Raw genomic sequence first — 17,147 nt, forward strand, 5'->3', positions numbered from 1 at the left:
TCCTTGAATACAAAAAGGATACGCCCTGCAGACCGTGACCGCAAAACTTCAGACTTTTAAGTGATCCAGAGGATTCGGCGTAGTACTTAGGACTCTTCAGAAGGAAGATACACCCATTCGCCCACGCCATTTTTCAGACAGAAGACTTTCACGCGCTCTTCAAACCACGACCCCAGATTCACCGAGCGCACGGAGTGCCCGTTGATGGCTTCGGTGTGATCGTCAAACACGTGCATGTGTCCAGAGACAATCAGATCAAAAGGCTTTTCCGCATAGGCTACCGGAGTGTGCTTGCGAATCATCGTGATCAGCTCACCTTCATTGGACACACGATAATGTCCACTGCGTTCGCGGCTTTTTTTGCTGGCTTTGTTTCCGATGTGATCCCAGAACTTACCCGGCAGAATATTTCCCAGTGGTTTGATATAGGGATTGCGAATGATGCTGCGGTATTTAAGATACTTCTCGTCATTCATATTGATCAGATCCCCGTGCTCACAACGCACACGAACCCCGTCGATCAGATAATACTGAGCCTCGACAAAAACTTCGATCCCCAGACGTTTTTGGAAGTAACCCTCCACGTGAACATCGTGGTTTCCTTCGATGAACGTGATCCGGGCCCCGGCTTTGCGAAGGTCTCCCAGTGTCTGCATCAAAGGTTCGAATTTTTTGGCGAAATAGGTATGACCACCCACCCACAGATCGAAGATATCCCCGAGCATGAAAAGGTGAACTTGCTGCGGATTGCCCGCCAGCAAAGAACGCAAAAAGCGCAACAGGATTTTCCCATTGCGCTCTTCAGCGGTTTTCAAGTGAATGTCGGATATGAACCAGGCTTCCACTATTCTTTATTCAGATCGAATCCTTGTTTCTTGCGGATAAAGGCAGGAACTTCAAGATTCTGGCTGGAGAACGGAGAGCTCAGGACTTCACGAGCCATGCGGCGCGCTTCTTCCAAAGACTGCTGTTCGTGATCCACATTCATGGACAGCTGTTCCGGGTTATTGTGCTTGGATTTCAAGTCCTGGCTTTCTTTGAAAGCGCGGGCTTTAGCCAGCAACATGTCACGCGGGGACAAAGATGATTCCACTTGCGGCTGGATCGGGGTTGCAACTTCCTGTTGTGCAGGAACCTGCTGAGCCTGAACCGGCATCTGAGGCATCATGTTTTGTGCTGCCTGCTGAGCCATCTGTGGAGTCACGGCAGCTACAGGGGGAACAACCACAGTCTCAGTAACCTGAGGAGCTGCCTCTGTCTGCTGTGGTTGAAGCGTAAAAGACTGAACCTGAGTCTGAACCGCAGTGATCGGCGGAAGTTCAACCGCTGGCATCTGAGGCATAACTGGCATTTGTGGCATAGTCGGCATAACCGGCATTTGCGGGTACTGAGGCATTTGTGGCATCTGCGGCATTACCGGCATCTGTGGCATTTGAGCCATCTGTTGCGGCATTTGCGGCATCTGCATGTTCATGCCACCGAAGTGAGCTGCGTTCTGGTTCAGGAAATTCTGCATTTGATTAACCTGAGCCATGTCGTTCACAAGCTTCACGTCGTGAGCATCGAAACCAGTTGCGATCACAGTCACACGAACTTCATCGCCCATGCTTTCATCGATAACCGCACCGAAGATGATTTCTGCATCTTCATGAGCCGCTTCAGTGATCAGAGTGGAAGCTTCGTTCACTTCATACAAAGAAAGGTCAGAACCACCAGTTACGTTGATGATGATGCCAGTAGCGCCATCGATCTTCACATTTTCCAGCAATGGAGAAGAGATCGCCGCAGTAGCCGCTTCAACCGCACGGTTGTCACCTTTAGCTGCGCCAGTACCCATGATTGCAATGCCTTTGGAGGACATAACAGTGCGGATATCTGCGAAGTCCAGATTGATAAGACCGCGGATGTTGATCAGATCAGAGATACCTTTAACAGCCTGAAGAAGAACTTCGTCCGCTTTTTTGAAGGTTTCCAGAAGCGGAGTTCTTTCCGCCGCGATGGAAAGAAGTTTCTGATTCGGGATCACGATCAGAGTGTCCACGTTTTCTTTCAGTTCAGACAGACCGCCTTCAGCGTGTTTGCCGCGTTTTTTTCCTTCGAACAGGAAGGGTTTGGTAACAACACCGATAGTCAGTGCGCCAAGCTCACGCGCAATCTTCGCGACGATCGGAGCGCCACCAGTCCCAGTTCCGCCACCCATACCCGCAGTGACGAAGACCATGTCGGAGCCTTCCAATTTTTCAACGATTTCATTGTAGGACTCGATCGCAGCTCTGCGACCCACATCCGGATTTGCACCCGCGCCAAGACCTTTTGTAAGGTCAAGACCCAACTGGATCTTATTCGGAGATTTGCTGGCGTTCAGGGCCTGGATATCTGTATTGGCAACGATGAATTCAACACCGTTCATGCCGGATTCGATCATTGTGGCAACTGCGTTGCTGCCGCCACCGCCGACGCCCACTACTTTAATATTTGCACCAATATTGATATTTTCTTCCAATTCAAACATTTGATCCTCCCCACAGAATCATCCGCCGTCGCCGAGGCTTGGGCGAACTCAGGCTATAAATTTAAAAAATCTGTCCAAAAAATTCTTTGATCTTCTTGGTGATCCCGTCCAGCGATTCACCAATGTTCACTTCCTGTTGCTGTTGGTGCGTTTGAAGCAGATCTTTTCTCTGCCCCAATGCATACTGCAACAGTCCAACAGCGGCGGAGAATTCTCCAGACTTCACCACATCCGTCAGACCACCGATTTCACGAGGTGCCCCTCTGCGAACCGGAATATCAAAGATAAACTCTCCCATCTCGATCAGACCATCCAGGTTGCTTGCGCCCCCTGTAAGAACAATCCCGCCACCAAGCATTGGCATCAGGCCGCTCATACGAATGTCATTGGCAATCAGGTTCAGAGTCTCCTCTGCACGAGCTTCGATAACATCCGCAAGGTCCTTGCGAGGAATCACGCGGGATTTTCTTCCGCCGACACCCTCGACCTCAACAGTTTCATTTTCATTCACCATAGAAGCCATGGCACAACCATGCTTCTTTTTCAGCTCTTCCGCCGCGAACTGCGGAGTTCTCAACCCCACCGCCACGTCGTGAGTGAAGTGCTGGCCACCCACTGGAATTACAGAGGAGTGAGCCACACTGCCGTTGACGAAGTAAAGGGCGTTACAAGCGCCGCCACCCATATCAACCACGCACACACCCAGATTCTTTTCATCGTTGGACATCACCGCAGTAGCGGATGCCAGCTGGGAAAGAACCAGGCCTGCGATTTTCAAACCGGCTTTTTCAACACATTTTACTGTATTATTGATAGCACTCTGACCACCGGTCACGATGTGCACATTGGCTTCCAAGCGGATGCCGGACATGCCGATAGGATCTGTGATCCCGTCCTGGCCGTCGACTTTGAATTCTCTTGGAAGTACGTGAAGAACAGAACGATCCGTTGGAACCGCCACTGCCTTGGCAGCTTCGATAACACGGTCAATTTCAGAGGCAGTGACTTCGCGGTTCTTGATCGCGACCATGCCCTTGGAATCAAATGAAGAAATGTGCGAACCAGCAACACCCACCCACACTTCGGATACGGTGTAACCGGACATCAATTCTGCTTCTTCTTTGGCTTTTCTAATGGAATCAGTCGTGGCTTCGATATTGACTACGACACCCTGGCGGATCCCTGTATTGGGAGCGGTGCCCACGCCTGCGACTTCGATTTTTCCTTCGGGATTAACTGTGCCGATGACAAAAGAGACCTTGGTAGAACCAATGTCCAAGCCAGCCAATACCGGAGCTTTGGGTTTTGATGTACTCATCCTTAAGTCCTCACGGATGCCTAAACTATAAAAGTTTCAGGAAAGACCACCCGTTAAAATCATTTTAAGGGGCTTCTAAGGGGGCATCTACCCGACTTTGATCGGTCTTCCAGACTTAAGCTTAGGGATCCTTACGCAACCTGACAAGGACTTTCTTTGACAGATTCGCGTCTATGACGCGCGCGTCAAACTGGCGGGATTCGAGATAATCGACGACTTGGCTGACTCGTGCAGACTTCAAAGACACTTGGTCTTCGCCCATCTTCACCTGGATTCCAGTTTTGATCATGGTCATCCAGAAGCCTTCTTTATTGTCGTAACGAATTTCAGAAATTGTTTTTCTGCTGAACGATCCTTCAGCAGGAATTTGTTCAACCACATCAACAGCCTTCTTGCGAAGTTCTGTTTTTTTCACAAAGCCTTCTCCATCAAGCAGCACAACATCCGGAGCCTGCTTGCTTTCAACCGGATCCAGGAAAGTTCCATCTTTAATAATAGGAACAAGCTTTCCACCTTTGGCCATGAACAGAAGCTTCACCTCATGCGGGCGCACGCGCACAGACAAAGTCGTCGGCCAGCTTCTTTTGATATTCAAACCATCCACCCAGTTCAGGGCGTCGACTTCACGGGATACTTTTTTAAGTTTGATATTCCAAAGAGAAACGCCTTTGTATCGGGCAAGACTTGCCTCCAGGCGATCGACGTGAGGACGTAAAAACTGCTCCTGCCCCGCGGGTGGATTTTCAAGCACAACCTCGACCGAACTGATATTGAAAAAGCCATTTTCATTCAGATAAAAAAGCGTTCCCGCAAGTGCTGCAGGCAGAACAATGAATCCAAAGATAAGTTTTAAAACGAGCTTCTTCACAGTCGGAAATCCTCTGCTGTCGTGAATTTTAGATTAGCAACAAGATCGCCAACAATGAAACGCTGTCCGCAAAACAAGACCAAGGTCTTTCACTGGACCTTGATGCTCTTACCTTTTCCGCCCGCAACAAAACAAGCTTTAGTCCGTATTGTTTTCGACCTCATTACCGATAGATAGCAAGCGAAGGAGACTCTATGAAATTTGGCAGCAAGGTAATTTTAAATGTCGCAATATCCTGCGTGGTCTGCACTCTGGCCGCCGTCGGAATCTCCTCCTCCAAGATCCATGAACAGGGACGCGATCAACTGGTCGACAAATCCCAGGCTATTCTTTCCCGCCTTGAATCCATGCGCGGCTATGTCGCCATCTCTGGAAACCTGAAAGAAGACTTCACCGCCGCCGTGGAAAAATACCCGGATGGAAATCTTCCAGAAGATGTGCGCAAACAACTGCTGCGCAAAGTTCCCATCGTGGCCTCGATGGCCGTGGGTTTTGAGAACGCCGACAAAGACGGCTATAAGTTCCGCGTTTTCACTGCAGCCCCGCGCCGCGATTCCAACAAAGCCACCGCCTCTGAACTGGAAATTCTGAAACGCTTTGAAGCCGATCCGGAATTAAAAGAAATTGTCGCCAGTGGGGATCATGACGTTGTTGTGTATCGTCCGGTGCGCCTGTCTGAAGCTCAAGGCTGTCTGCTATGCCACGGCCACCCTTCCAAAAGCCCATGGGGCAATGGCAAAGACATTCTGGGCTTCCCGATGGAAAACTGGGGCGACAATAAACTTCATGGCGTCTTTGCCGTCACCTCTTCCACGGATCGCGTGGCAGAAGCGGCCAACAACACAACTTACTCGATTCTTCTGTGGGCTTTGCTGATCACCGTTGTGATTCTGACGGCGTCTTATTTCCTGCTGCGTTCACCACTGGGCTCCCTGCTTGAAGCCATCAGCACTTTGAATCGTGCGGGCGCGCAAGTTTCCACAACGGGTAATGAGATCTTCAGCTCCAGCCAAAGCCTGAGTAATTCCGCCGTGAAGGCCGCCGCTTCCATTGAAGAAACCTCTGCCTCCACGGAAGAGGTTTCCAGCATGGTGAAGATGAATTCCCAGCACGCATCCAAAGCCCGCGATCTGGCGCACACCGCCCAGGAAAAAGCACGTATCGGTGAACGCGAGGTGCAAAAGCTGACCACGTCGATGGACGAAATCACCTCCAGCTCCAAAAAGATTGAAGAGATCATCACCGTGATTGATGACATCGCTTTTCAGACAAATCTGCTGGCGCTGAATGCATCTGTCGAAGCGGCTCGTGCCGGCGAACACGGAAAAGGTTTTGCGGTTGTTGCCGAAGCGGTTCGCAGCCTCGCACAACGAAGCGCCACTTCCGCCAAAGAGATTTCCAATCTGATCAACGACAGTGTTGAAAAGATTGAGTCCGGTCATGAGGTGGTCCGATCCAGTGCCGATTCCTTAAAAGAGATTGTGACCACCATTGAAAAGCTGTCAGCCCTCAACACCGAGATTTCCGGAGCCAGTTCCGAACAGGAGCAAGGGATCCTGCAAATTAACAAGGCTTTGACAGACATGGATAAGATCACCCAAGCCAATGCCGCCGCCGCCGAAGAATGCGCTGCCGCTTCGGAAGAGCTGACACGTCAGTCATCCGTCATGGAAGAAGCAGTCCAGCAACTGAACGTTATTATTAGCGGAAATGCGGACCGAGCCGCTTCATGACCCAAAAATAGACAAATGATGACGGGAATCATAGACCCGTGCAGTTAAAGTGCTATCCTTCAAGACAAGGAGGATAGCATGATCAATCATTCACTTCTTATTGCCGACGAACTGGAGCACAAGGATGAAGCGTCCTTAAAAAGATCCCAGGTGAACCGTCGCTTCGCCTCGGACCTGTCTGTCCGCCTGAATTGCCCCGTTTCCTTGTTGTATGTCAAAACTCTGAAAGACATCCCCGGACGCCTGGCCCTTTCTTACGCTGAAAAAGCCAAGGTCATCAGCCACAAACACCACCAGCTGGCACCGGTCATGAACAACTTTGCCGTGCCCGGGAAACTGATTGTGAAGTTCGGCTCGCCAGTAAAAGAAATCTCGGCCGCCGTCAAAGACAACAGTGTCGAGGCTCTGATTGTCGGTTCACGCGCTCTGAAAGGCATGGACCGCTTTTTCCTGGGAAGTGTTGCCGAAGAGGTCGTGCGCAATGTGAAGCGTCCGGTTTATATTCTTGGGCCAGGAACCCAGCGTGATGACTATAGCCTGCCGACTAAAAAAGATTTACGCATTGCCATCGTCACCGACCTGACGAAAAAATGCCGTGCTTCTGAAACCTATGGCGTCAGCCTTGCAAAACGTCTGGGGGCCCACGTGGTGCTTTATCACTCGGTTGCAGAAACTCTGCGCACGGTGGAACAATACATGTTTGCTGCCGGTGAAGCGACTCCAAGCATTGATACAATTTACGCCGACATTAAAAAAGACGCACAAAACTCGATGGAGAAAAAACTGGAACGCCTGCGCAGCAAAGGTATTTCCTGTGAGGGATTCATCGAGCAGGAAAAAACTCCGCTGGTGGACACCTTCCTGGCGGGACCTGCGGGCCACTGCGATTTGATCTGCATGGGTGATGAAAGTTATGGTGGACTTTTGGGCACGCTGTTGGGGTCCAACCTTCGCGACATGATTGCAAAATCACCGGTTCCAGTGATCGTGGTTCGCTAAGCCCGTCTGCTCGCAGACGACCTGCAGATATTAAAAAAAAGGTGTCTCAAAACGAGACACCTTTTTTTGTCTTCCCCATTTTGTCATGTGCGCAAGCTGTGGACGCTCTTCCTTGCCTGGTTCTTAACTGGCCATGGACAGAAGTTTGCAGTTTTTGCGGGTATGAAACTGAAATCCCTTCTTTGCCTCGGACTGCTGGTTATGCTTGGGAGCCCTTCTGTTGAAGCGGCCACCAAACGTATTTGCACAATGACCCTGAATTCCGCCGATGAAAAAGAGGCGCTCAGGCAGCTTTATGCCTCTGAGGATGTAGAGATCACCGAGCTGGTTCCGTCTGAAGGCAAGAACCCCCGCTGGCTGCAAAATGCCTGCGCTTCCGGGATTCAGTGCGACGTGCTTTTGATTTCCGGCCACTTTGGCGGCGTGTTCTTTGGCGAAGGCAACAGCACCACTTTGGATTTGAAAGAGATCGAACGCCTGAGCTGCGACAACTCCTGCCCGGGCATTTTAAGCAAACCCAAGGATGTCTTCCTGATGGGTTGCAACACCCTTTCCAGCAAAACCCCGGACAAACGATCCATCGAAGAATACGTGGAAGTTCTGATCAAGAACGGCTTCCCCCGCGATCTTGCTGAACGCGTGGCTTTTTCCCGCTATTCTGAATACGGCATGAGCATCAGCCAGATCTTTTCTTCGGCCTTTAACAACGTCGAACGCCTGCATGGTTTCACCAGCACCGGCCCTATGGGTAAAGTCGCTGGCCCCCTGCTGAAAAAAGCCCTGCGTGAAACCAGCGCTCAGACCCTGTTCAGCAAGGGCCCGGACACCAAAAAACTGAATTCACTGTTTGGCGGAATGAGCTATCGCATCGTCACGCCCAAAACCGAGTCCGACCCGAATTACAAAGCCCTGACCTGCAATGCGTATTCTGAAAGCATCAACGAAAACCGTGAAGCCATTAATTTCCTGTCCAAAAAACTTCATCTGAAGAAATATTATGAACCTCTATTGGAAGCGACTCAGAATCCGCTATTCATGTCCCTTTTGCAGGACACTTTGCGGGCTTCTGCGGAAGCCACCCGTAATTTTGAAAACTTCTTTGTCGAGATCGGCTCGGCTCGTTCGTTGCCTTTAAAAATGAAAATGCAGTTTGTGGATCTGCAGGCGCAACTGGGATTGATTCCTTCCATGGTGAAAGCCGAACAACAAGAACGCCTGATCCGCCAGCGCCTGGGGGATGGGTTGAATTTCATCGTGACCGACCAGTTCTGCGCGATGAAGGATCTTTTAAAGAACACCGAATTGAAAGCCGCCTGGATTCCGTTCACCGCGGATGCCTGGCAGTTCATCCCTCGCCTGTCCCAGTGTTTCGGCGGTTATGACGACGGCGTTGAAGGTCTGCTAAAACAGATGATGTACAGCAATGAATCCCCGATTCGCCGCGAAGCCTTGCGCGCTTTAAAAGGCCGCTTGTATTCCCATGATCTCAGTCAGCTGCTGAAAGCCTCGGCTCAGTGGCCTCAGCGGGACCGTCTGGACATGAGCTACAGTATCGGCCTGAAAGCCCCGACTGAAATGCTGCCGCAAATGATTGAAACTTGTCTGACCAAAGCCGCCTCGGGCGACAGTGCGGAATCCCGCGATGGGTATCGTTGGTACTGCTACAACCAGTTTGAGCCGCTGATTGACAATCCGTTGAAATGTCATCTTTTCGCCCGCAATTTTGAAACACAAAGTGTGACGGGCGTGGACTGGAATTGTTTGACCCGATTTAACCACGATATCCACCTGGGGTCGTGTCTTGAAGCGGCCGATCGCAACACCGATGTTGAGAGTTCCGACAATGTCCGCTGGTACTGCTGGTCCAAATTGTCTGAGCAAAAACAACTAAGCCGGTCTGAATGTCTTGCTTTGGCCTCCTCAATGAAAATTCAAGGGAACCGATTCAAAGCCAACTGGAACTGCATGAATCGTATCGCAAATTGACCTCGGGGCCTGCCGGGTTTACAAACTAAGCTCTGGAGGCCACGATGAAACACACCCTGCTCTTTTCTTTTTTGCCACCGGCTTCGGTCCTTGAACGTGCCTTAAGCCAGTTCAAAGCCACCATTTCCGCCAAAGAACTTTCCGTCGAAGAAATGCTGGATCAGGTTCACAAGATCCAGCCTGCCGCCATCGTGGTTGTGCCCCGCCAGAAAATCAGCGCCGAAGTCATCAAAGCCCTTCCGGATTCAGTGAAGATCATCGCAACCTCCAGCGTTGGCTTTGATCATCTGGATATCAATGCTGCAAAAGAGCGCGGCATCCTATTAAGCAACACGCCCGATGTGCTGACGGAATGCACGGCGGATCTGGGCATGATGCTGCTTCTGAATGCCTGCCGTCGGGGTCGCGAGTATATGACCATCATGCAAGAGGGCTGGAGAAAAACCTACAGCCAGACCGATATGCTGGGCCTGCAGGTCAGCGGGAAAACTTTGGGGATTCTGGGCATGGGTCGCATCGGCCGGGCCCTTGCGGACCGCGCCCGCGGTTTTGGCATGAAGGTCCTTTACTGCAACAACAAACGCCTGCCCCCGGAGCTTGAAAAAGATGCGGTGTATTTCAAGAACTTCCACGACATGCTTCCGCATTGCCAGATTCTTTCATTGAATTCGCCAAGCACCCCCCAAACCAAAGGCATCATGGACAGCAAAAGTTTTTCCTTGCTGCCTAAACATGCGGTGCTGGTGAATGTGGGTCGTGGGAACCTGGTGGATGAAGATGCTTTGATCAAAGCGCTGGAAAGCGGTCATCTGTTCGCGGCGGGACTTGATGTGTTCTGCCATGAACCTGATTACAACTTGAAACTGCGTGATTTTCCGAATGTGTTCTTAACTCCGCACATGGGAAGTGCGACGGTGGAAACCCGATCCGCCATGGGTCATCGGGCTTTGGATAATGTCACCGCGGCGCTGGAAGGCCAACGCCCCGGGGATTCTTTGTACTAAAGCTGATTCAGGACATCCAGTCCCAGCTTCCAGCCGTCTCCGGCACCAAGGGTGACAAACACGTCGCCCTCTTTCAGCATGCCCAGAATTTTCTGAGTCGATTTATCATCGCGAACAAAGTACTGGGCATGTTCGTGCTTCATTTCTGAAGCCAGCTTTTCGCTGGTCACGCCTGGAATTGGTGCTTCACCCGCTGGATAGATATCTGTCAGCAGAACCTGATCCGCTTCCATAAAGGCCGTGGTAAAGTCATGCCAGCAGTGTTGCGTGCGGGAATAACGATGCGGCTGGAAGAAAACCACCAGTCTTTGTTTCGGATACTTTTCACGGAAGGCCTGCAATACCGCACGCACTTCAGTCGGATGGTGACCATAGTCATCATAGACTTTGATGCCTTTTTTCTCGCCCTTAAAGTGGAAACGACGATCCACACCTTCATAGCGCTGAAGACCCTTGGCACAAGTTGCAAACGGAATTCCCGCTGCCACCCCGGCACAGATCGCTGCCACGGCATTCAAAGCATTGTGACGGCCCGGAACCTTCAGATTGAATTCACCCACCAGATGTTTGGTACCCAGCAGACGATCGTTGCGGTGAACCGCATAGTGACCCTGTTCGCCTGTCACAACCAGATCGTTCTTTTCATCGAAACCATAGAACAGGATTCTTTTCGGGAAGTTTTCAAAGATCTGACGAACCAGCGGATCATCTCCGCACACGATGACTTTGCCATAGAAAGGAACTTTCATGGCAAAGTCGTGGAAAGACTTCTGCACATTTTCAAAAGTTTTGAAGTGTTCCAGGTGGTCCGAGTCGATATTGGTGATGATCGCGATTTCCGGGGACAGCTTGTGGAAGCTTCCGTCGGATTCATCCGCTTCGGCCACCAGCCATTCACCGGAACCCAGCATCGCTGTGGACTTGATCAGTTCAAAGCGGCCACCGATTACAATCGTCGGACTTAAGTTCGCTTCCAGGAAGATCGCTGAAGTCATCGAGGTTGTCGTGGTCTTACCGTGCGTCCCGGCCACCGCAATACCGCGTTTCAGGCGCATGATTTCAGCCAAAGCCTCGGCACGCGGGATCAGGGGGATCTGACGGGCACGAGCTTCAGAGATCTCAGGATTTCCGTACTGAATCGCACTGGAATACACAACGACGTCGGCTTCGCCCACGTTGCTGGAAGCGTGGCCTTTAAAGACCTTCACGCCCAGTTCTTTCAGTCTTTCCGTGTTGGCGTTTTCAGCCTGATCACTGCCTGACACTTTCGCGCCGATATTGTGCAACAGCTCCGCGAGGCCGCACATACCGATGCCTCCAATACCTACGAAATGGAATTTGGCGTGCTGTAACTTCATTGCAGGATTTCCTTTGCGATCACGGTCGCAGATTGAGGGATATAGAAGTTCTTTATATTCCGAACCATTTGATCACGCAAATCTTTATCCGCCCGCAAAGATTGGACTTCTGAAATCAACCTTTCCGGCGTTAAATCTTTCTGCAAAATCATGCGGCCCGCGTTTTTTTCCACAAGGCTTTCCGCATTCTTTTGCTGATGATCATCCGCCGCTGGCAACGGCACAATAATAGGAATGATGCCAAACGCCGCCGCTTCCGCAATAGAGCTGGCCCCACCACGGCAGACAATGATGTCCGCCCACTGATAGTACTTGGCCATGTCAAAGATGAACTCAAACGGCTGCACTTCACACGGGGCATTCTTGTATTTGTCAGTCACTCGCTCAAGATCGGCACTGCCCAACTGATGAACGACAGAAAGATCCTTGACCCATTCACCACCGCTCATCACCGCGTCACTCAGACAGTTGTTGATGATACGGGACCCCTGACTGCCGCCAAAAGCCAACAAATGGAACTTTTGATTGTCCGAGCTGTTGTGCACGGCCGCTTCGATTTCGGCACGAACCGGCATCCCGGTTTGGATGATGCTGTCACCCTTCAGATGTTTTTTGGCTTCGTTGAAAACCACAAAGCACTTGTCGACAAACCGGGACAAGATACGATTGGCCATACCCGGCATCGCATTGGGTTCCCACACCGCCGTGTTAAAACCAATAATGCTGGCTGCCAGCACAAACGGACCGGAAGCATAACCACCCACCCCGATCACATACAAAGGCTTCAATTGCCCCAGCAGACGGATGGACTGCCACAGACCCACCGGGATCTTCAGCAGGGTTTTCACTTTTTGAATCGGACTTTTTACATTCAATTGACCGGATTCGATCAGATGCAGAGGGAAACCCTCGCGAGGAACAATCTTGCTTTCCAGGCCTCTGGAGGTGCCGACAAAGTGCACCTCGATGCTGGGATCAAGCTTTTGCAAAGCCCGGGCGATGGCAATACCCGGATAGATGTGTCCGCCAGTGCCTCCGCCGGCGATCACGATATTCTTTTTAACAGTCATTTTAATTTTTCACCTTTGAAGCTGTCCAACGGGATCCAAAGCGACGGGAAAACTTGTCTTCTTCGAAAGAGTTCTCGATGTTCAGAATCAATCCGAACATAAAGCACAGGGACACCAAAGAACTTCCACCGTAACTCAAGAACGGCAGAGTCAAACCTTTGGTGGGAAGAAGTCCCATCACCACCCCTGCATTGATAAATACACTCAAGCCAAATGTCACTGACAAACCCAGAGCCAAGGCTCTTTTGAATGGCTCCTCAGCTTTGACCGCAATCTGCATTCCGCGGAAAACAACAAAACCGTACAAGGCCAAAATCAAAACAAAACCAACAAAGCCCATCTCTTCACCCAGTACTGCCAGGGTAAAGTCCGTGTGCGCTTCAGGAAGGAAGAACAGTTTCCCCTGCCCTTGACCCAAACCTGCACCGGTCAATCCGCCGGAATGGAAGCTCAGCATACTTTGAATCACCTGGAAGCCCTTTTGTGCCGGATCCGCCCAAGGATCTAGGAAGGCCAGAACACGCGCGCGGCGATAAGGCACACTCATCACCAGGAAATAGAACGCCGGGATCATCACCGCCACCGCACCGATGATGTATTTCCACTGCAGACCGAATGCAAACAACAACGTCACCGCCACCATCACGATGATGGCAAAGGTTCCAAAGTCAGGTTGTTTCAACAACAGCGCCATCGGCGCCACCAGCGCTACAAAAATCCAATGCCACTTAACACGCCCCATGAAGTTTTCCTGGCGGCACAGCAAACTTGCGAACCACACACTGAAGGCGATCTTCAAAAGTTCGCCCGGCTCAAAGCGCACACCGAAAGGAAGTTGAATCCAGCGGATCGCGCCACCGACTCGAACTCCCAGGCCCGGAACGAAGGTTGCCAACACACCCAGGGTCGCCACCAGCCACAAAGCCCAGCCGTATTTTTCAATGTAGCGGAATGGAATGTGGATGGTTGTCACCAGAACACCCATGGCCAAAACCGTAAAGATCAATTGTCGTTTGAAGAAGAACAGACCGTCGCCGTAGGATTCAATCGCGAAGATAAAGCTGGAGGAATAAACTTGAACCAGCCCGATTCCCAAAAGAGTGATGATAGCAAGAAACAGGCTGCTGGACAGATATCTCAACATAAACGTGGACTCCCCGAGAAAGTGGCTTCACGAGCCACTTTCTAAGTTAATCAGAAGTCCAGATTAAGGTCTATCGGGTCGGAAAAAAGCTGGACCCGATTACTCGGAGATCACTTCAGCGTCAGACTGCTCAGCTTCCTGTTTGGAAGGAGTCACTGGAGCTTTTTTCGGAGCAGCAGCTTTGCGTTCGCCACGTCCAGATGTAGCGCAGCAATAGATCACACCGTTCTGATCGGAAGTGTTTTTGTAGTTGGTGATAGAGAAATTGCGGTTGGCGTCGCAGCGGTTGGCCATTTTCATGCTCAGCTCGACATCAAGATCGTGGTAAACGTCACCACTTAGAAATTCACAGAACATCCCTGTGCTGGCTGCCATCTTTTCACGTTGTTCCTGGCGGGCTTTGAAAGATCCGGACGCACAACCGGAAAGAATAAGTGCTGAAGTGGACAATGCAAATAGCAGACGATGAGACACGGGGCGCCCTCCTGGCATGTTAATACTCAAAGGGCCTCATCCTCGAGGCCCTTTGCTTGTTTCTTGATTGTAAATTATCAGTGAAACTTTCTCACGATTTCTTTAAAATAATCGCCGCGTTCTTCAAAACTGTCAAACATGTCAAAGCTTGAGCAACCCGGAGAAAGCAGGACAACGTCCCCGATTCTCGACTTTTGGTAAGCGATCAAAACCGCCTCCTCAAATGTACCGATCAGGAAGGTTTCAGAGAAGTCACCAAGGTCGCGATTGATACGTTCTTTGGCTTCCCCGACCAAGATCAGGGTTTTCACCTTGCGTTTCACGGAAGTGCGCAAAGGCTCATAATTCAGGTTGGTGTCTTTACCACCGGCAATCAGGATCACGTTTTCATCAAAAGTGTCCAAAGCGCGCAGTACCGCGTGCACGTTTGTGGCTTTGGAGTCGTTATAGAACATAACTCCGCCCACTTTGCGCACGTACTCGATACGGTGAGGAAGACCGGTGAAAGTGTTGATCACTTTCTGAACCGCTTCACGGGTTGCACCATGTTCACGGGATGCCAGGATCGCCGCCATGATGTTTTCCACGGAATGTTTACCGCGCATTTTCATGCCCTTGATGTTGAAGCTTTCGATCTCTGGACCGGTACGAACACGGATTTCGTCGCCAATATTCACAGCGCCACCGATGTTCATGATTTGCGGCTCCAAAGCCGGTTTGCGGGAGAAGTAGAAGATACGACCGCGCTGAACTGCCGGATCACGAGCCAACTCGACAACCGCGTTGTCATCCGCATTCAGAATGCTGGTGGTTGCCTGGTTGGTGTTTTTGAAGATACGGCGTTTTGCGTTTACGTATTCTTCCATGGAACGGTAACGATCCAGGTGGTTTTCAGCCAGGTTCGTGAACACGATGTTGCCCGGATTGAACGTGTCACAGTGTTCAAGCATGAAGCTTGATACTTCCGCGATCACAACCTGAGCTTTGTCATCCAGACGCAGGTAATCCACCAGTGGTTTTTCGTTCGCCCCACCAACCCACGTTCTTACACCGGATTCAGTCAGGATCGCCTCAGTGATTTTCGCCACTGTGGTTTTACCGTTGGTACCAGTCAGACCGATGATCGGCTCTTTGATAAAGCCGGCAGAGAATTCGAACTCACCGGTGATCTTGATACCCTGAGAACGGGCATAATCAAAGATCTTCAGATTGCTTGGAACACCCGGGGATAGAATCACCAGATCCTGTGCAATGAAGGTTTTCGGACTGTGGCCGCCCAGTTCAAACTTGATTGGCAGCTCACCCAGTTGCTCCAGCTGCACGGAAAGTTCCGGCTTGGATTTGTGGTCTGTCACTGTCACTTGTGCGCCATGTTTGGTCAGGAAGTGCGCCAGGGAAACCCCTGTTTTGCCCAATCCCACAACCAAAATGCGTTTGTCTTTTAGATCGCTATACTCTTTATACATCTTCTTACCTCAACTTCAGAGTGGCCAAACTTAATACTGCAAGCAAAATGGAAATGATCCAGAAACGAACAATGATCTTGGTTTCGGTCAATCCGCCCAATTCAAAGTGATGATGAATCGGCGCCATTTTGAAAACTCTTTTACCGGTCATTTTGAAAGAGATCACCTGAGTGATCACTGACAATGCTTCGACCACGAAAACCCCGCCCAGGACAAGCATCAACAACTCATTTTGAGTGATGACAGCCATGGAGCCAAGGAAACCGCCCAGGGACAACGAACCCACGTCACCCATGAAGACTTGCGCGGGATACGCATTGAACCAAAGGAAGCCCATGCCTGCAGCCACGATGGTCGCCGCCACGATGCTGAGCTCCCCGGCGCCCACCACATGGGGGATTTGCAGATAGTTCGCGATCGAGAAATGTCCGGTTACGTATGCAAACAGACCCAAAGTCGCTGCCGAGATCATCACCGGAACAATCGCCAGTCCATCCAGACCGTCCGTCAGGTTCACCGCATTGGCGGTGCCCACAACAACAAGGGCTGCAAAGATCACATAGAAGTAACCCAGGTCAATCGAAACGGATTTTACAAATGGAATGGTCACTGCGGTGCTTAGGCCGTGGAAGTGAACCAGTGCCAGAACCACAAGTCCGCTGATCAGAAACTCGCCAGCCAAACGGATTTTACCGGACAGACCTTTGGAATTCTTTTTGCTGACTTTCAACCAGTCATCCATGTAACCGATCATCCCGAAGCCCCAAGTGACAATCAGAACACCCCATACCAGCGGGTTCATCATATCCACCCACAACAGACACGGGATCAAAGTGGAAAGAAGAATCAGACCGCCGCCCATGGTTGGTGTGCCGGCTTTCTTTTTGTGTGTTTGAGGACCGTCATCACGAATCGCCTGACCAAAGTGCTTCAACTGAAGACGTTTGATGAAATGCGGACCCCACATCCAGCACAGCAAAAAGGCTGTAAAGAAAGCGATAAAGGTTCGAACCGTGATGTACCTGAAAACGTTCAGTGGCGAGAATTCATCCGCCATTGAATAAAGCCATTGGTAAAGCATGCTGCGCTGATCCCCTGTTGTGACCTAAAAATTTAAATTTGCTAGGAACTTAAAGGGTTTAGCACATCCGCTGGACAAAAATCAAGCGGAAGTTTGTAAGTAACTGTAATCACTAATGTTTAATGAATTATCTG

General features: G+C 50.7%; 13 protein-coding genes and 1 pseudogene. 4 read left to right on the forward strand and 10 right to left on the reverse strand.

All coding sequences use genetic code 11. The features are described from left to right. Positions 1-86: 86 nt before the first annotated feature. The 4 genes and pseudogenes from BDT_RS15640 to BDT_RS15655 all read right to left on the reverse strand — a co-directional run bounded on the left by BDT_RS15640 (position 87) and on the right by BDT_RS15655 (position 4,698). Entirely contained in the window at positions 87-845 is a 759-nt protein-coding gene (locus tag BDT_RS15640; RefSeq protein ID WP_015092211.1) for a UDP-2,3-diacylglucosamine diphosphatase, read from the reverse strand. A 668-nt stretch (positions 846-1,513) separates the two neighbouring features. Beyond that, positions 1,514-2,512, reverse strand: a pseudogene (gene ftsZ, locus BDT_RS19555) (cell division protein FtsZ); the annotation flags it as partial. Positions 2,513-2,573: 61 nt separating this feature from the next. Further along, complete coding sequence (ftsA, locus tag BDT_RS15650) at positions 2,574-3,830, reverse strand: cell division protein FtsA (RefSeq protein WP_011165549.1); 1,257 nt, start codon at positions 3,828-3,830, stop codon at positions 2,574-2,576. A 121-nt stretch (positions 3,831-3,951) separates the two neighbouring features. Then, positions 3,952-4,698 (reverse strand): cell division protein FtsQ/DivIB, encoded by a 747-nt coding sequence (locus tag BDT_RS15655; protein ID WP_015092213.1) that lies wholly within the window; start codon positions 4,696-4,698, stop codon positions 3,952-3,954. A gap of 194 nt (positions 4,699-4,892) precedes the next feature. Between BDT_RS15655 and BDT_RS15660 the strand changes: the two genes are divergently transcribed. From BDT_RS15660 to BDT_RS15675, 4 genes are all read left to right on the forward strand, one after another. Then, on the forward strand, positions 4,893-6,431 hold the full coding sequence (locus BDT_RS15660) for a methyl-accepting chemotaxis protein (protein ID WP_041577959.1): 1,539 nt from the start codon (positions 4,893-4,895) through the stop codon (positions 6,429-6,431). Positions 6,432-6,509: 78 nt separating this feature from the next. Next, a complete protein-coding gene (locus tag BDT_RS15665; RefSeq protein WP_015092215.1) occupies positions 6,510-7,430 on the forward strand; it encodes a universal stress protein in 921 nt (306 codons plus the stop codon). A 201-nt stretch (positions 7,431-7,631) separates the two neighbouring features. Further along, positions 7,632-9,416, forward strand: coding sequence for a hypothetical protein (locus BDT_RS15670; protein ID WP_235046158.1), 1,785 nt, complete (start codon positions 7,632-7,634; stop codon positions 9,414-9,416). 44 nt (positions 9,417-9,460) lie between these two features. Further along, positions 9,461-10,420 (forward strand): 2-hydroxyacid dehydrogenase, encoded by a 960-nt coding sequence (locus tag BDT_RS15675; RefSeq protein ID WP_015092217.1) that lies wholly within the window; start codon positions 9,461-9,463, stop codon positions 10,418-10,420. On the opposite strand, the gene murC is transcribed toward BDT_RS15675, so the two are convergent. The 6 genes from murC to mraY all read right to left on the reverse strand — a co-directional run bounded on the left by murC (position 10,417) and on the right by mraY (position 17,013). Then, positions 10,417-11,778: a UDP-N-acetylmuramate--L-alanine ligase gene (murC, locus tag BDT_RS15680; protein WP_041577960.1), complete on the reverse strand. Its 1,362-nt coding sequence runs from the start codon at positions 11,776-11,778 to the stop codon at positions 10,417-10,419. The genes BDT_RS15675 and murC overlap by 4 nt on opposite strands. Then, positions 11,775-12,848 carry an undecaprenyldiphospho-muramoylpentapeptide beta-N-acetylglucosaminyltransferase gene (gene murG / locus BDT_RS15685; RefSeq protein ID WP_015092219.1) on the reverse strand — a complete coding sequence of 358 codons (1,074 nt, stop codon included), beginning with the start codon at positions 12,846-12,848 and terminating at the stop codon, positions 11,775-11,777. The genes murC and murG overlap by 4 nt, the downstream gene beginning before the upstream one ends. Position 12,849: 1 nt before the next feature. Beyond that, on the reverse strand, positions 12,850-13,992 hold the full coding sequence (ftsW, locus tag BDT_RS15690; protein WP_015092220.1) for a putative lipid II flippase FtsW: 1,143 nt from the start codon (positions 13,990-13,992) through the stop codon (positions 12,850-12,852). A gap of 99 nt (positions 13,993-14,091) precedes the next feature. Beyond that, positions 14,092-14,466: a hypothetical protein gene (locus BDT_RS15695; protein ID WP_015092221.1), complete on the reverse strand. Its 375-nt coding sequence runs from the start codon at positions 14,464-14,466 to the stop codon at positions 14,092-14,094. Positions 14,467-14,543: 77 nt separating this feature from the next. Further along, positions 14,544-15,932: a UDP-N-acetylmuramoyl-L-alanine--D-glutamate ligase gene (gene murD / locus BDT_RS15700; RefSeq protein ID WP_015092222.1), complete on the reverse strand. Its 1,389-nt coding sequence runs from the start codon at positions 15,930-15,932 to the stop codon at positions 14,544-14,546. A 4-nt stretch (positions 15,933-15,936) separates the two neighbouring features. Beyond that, positions 15,937-17,013 (reverse strand): phospho-N-acetylmuramoyl-pentapeptide-transferase, encoded by a 1,077-nt coding sequence (gene mraY, locus BDT_RS15705; protein ID WP_015092223.1) that lies wholly within the window; start codon positions 17,011-17,013, stop codon positions 15,937-15,939. Between the last annotated feature and the right edge of the window lie 134 nt (positions 17,014-17,147).

Source organism: Bdellovibrio bacteriovorus str. Tiberius, assembly GCF_000317895.1.
In the GTDB taxonomy this organism is placed as follows: domain Bacteria; phylum Bdellovibrionota; class Bdellovibrionia; order Bdellovibrionales; family Bdellovibrionaceae; genus Bdellovibrio; species Bdellovibrio bacteriovorus_F.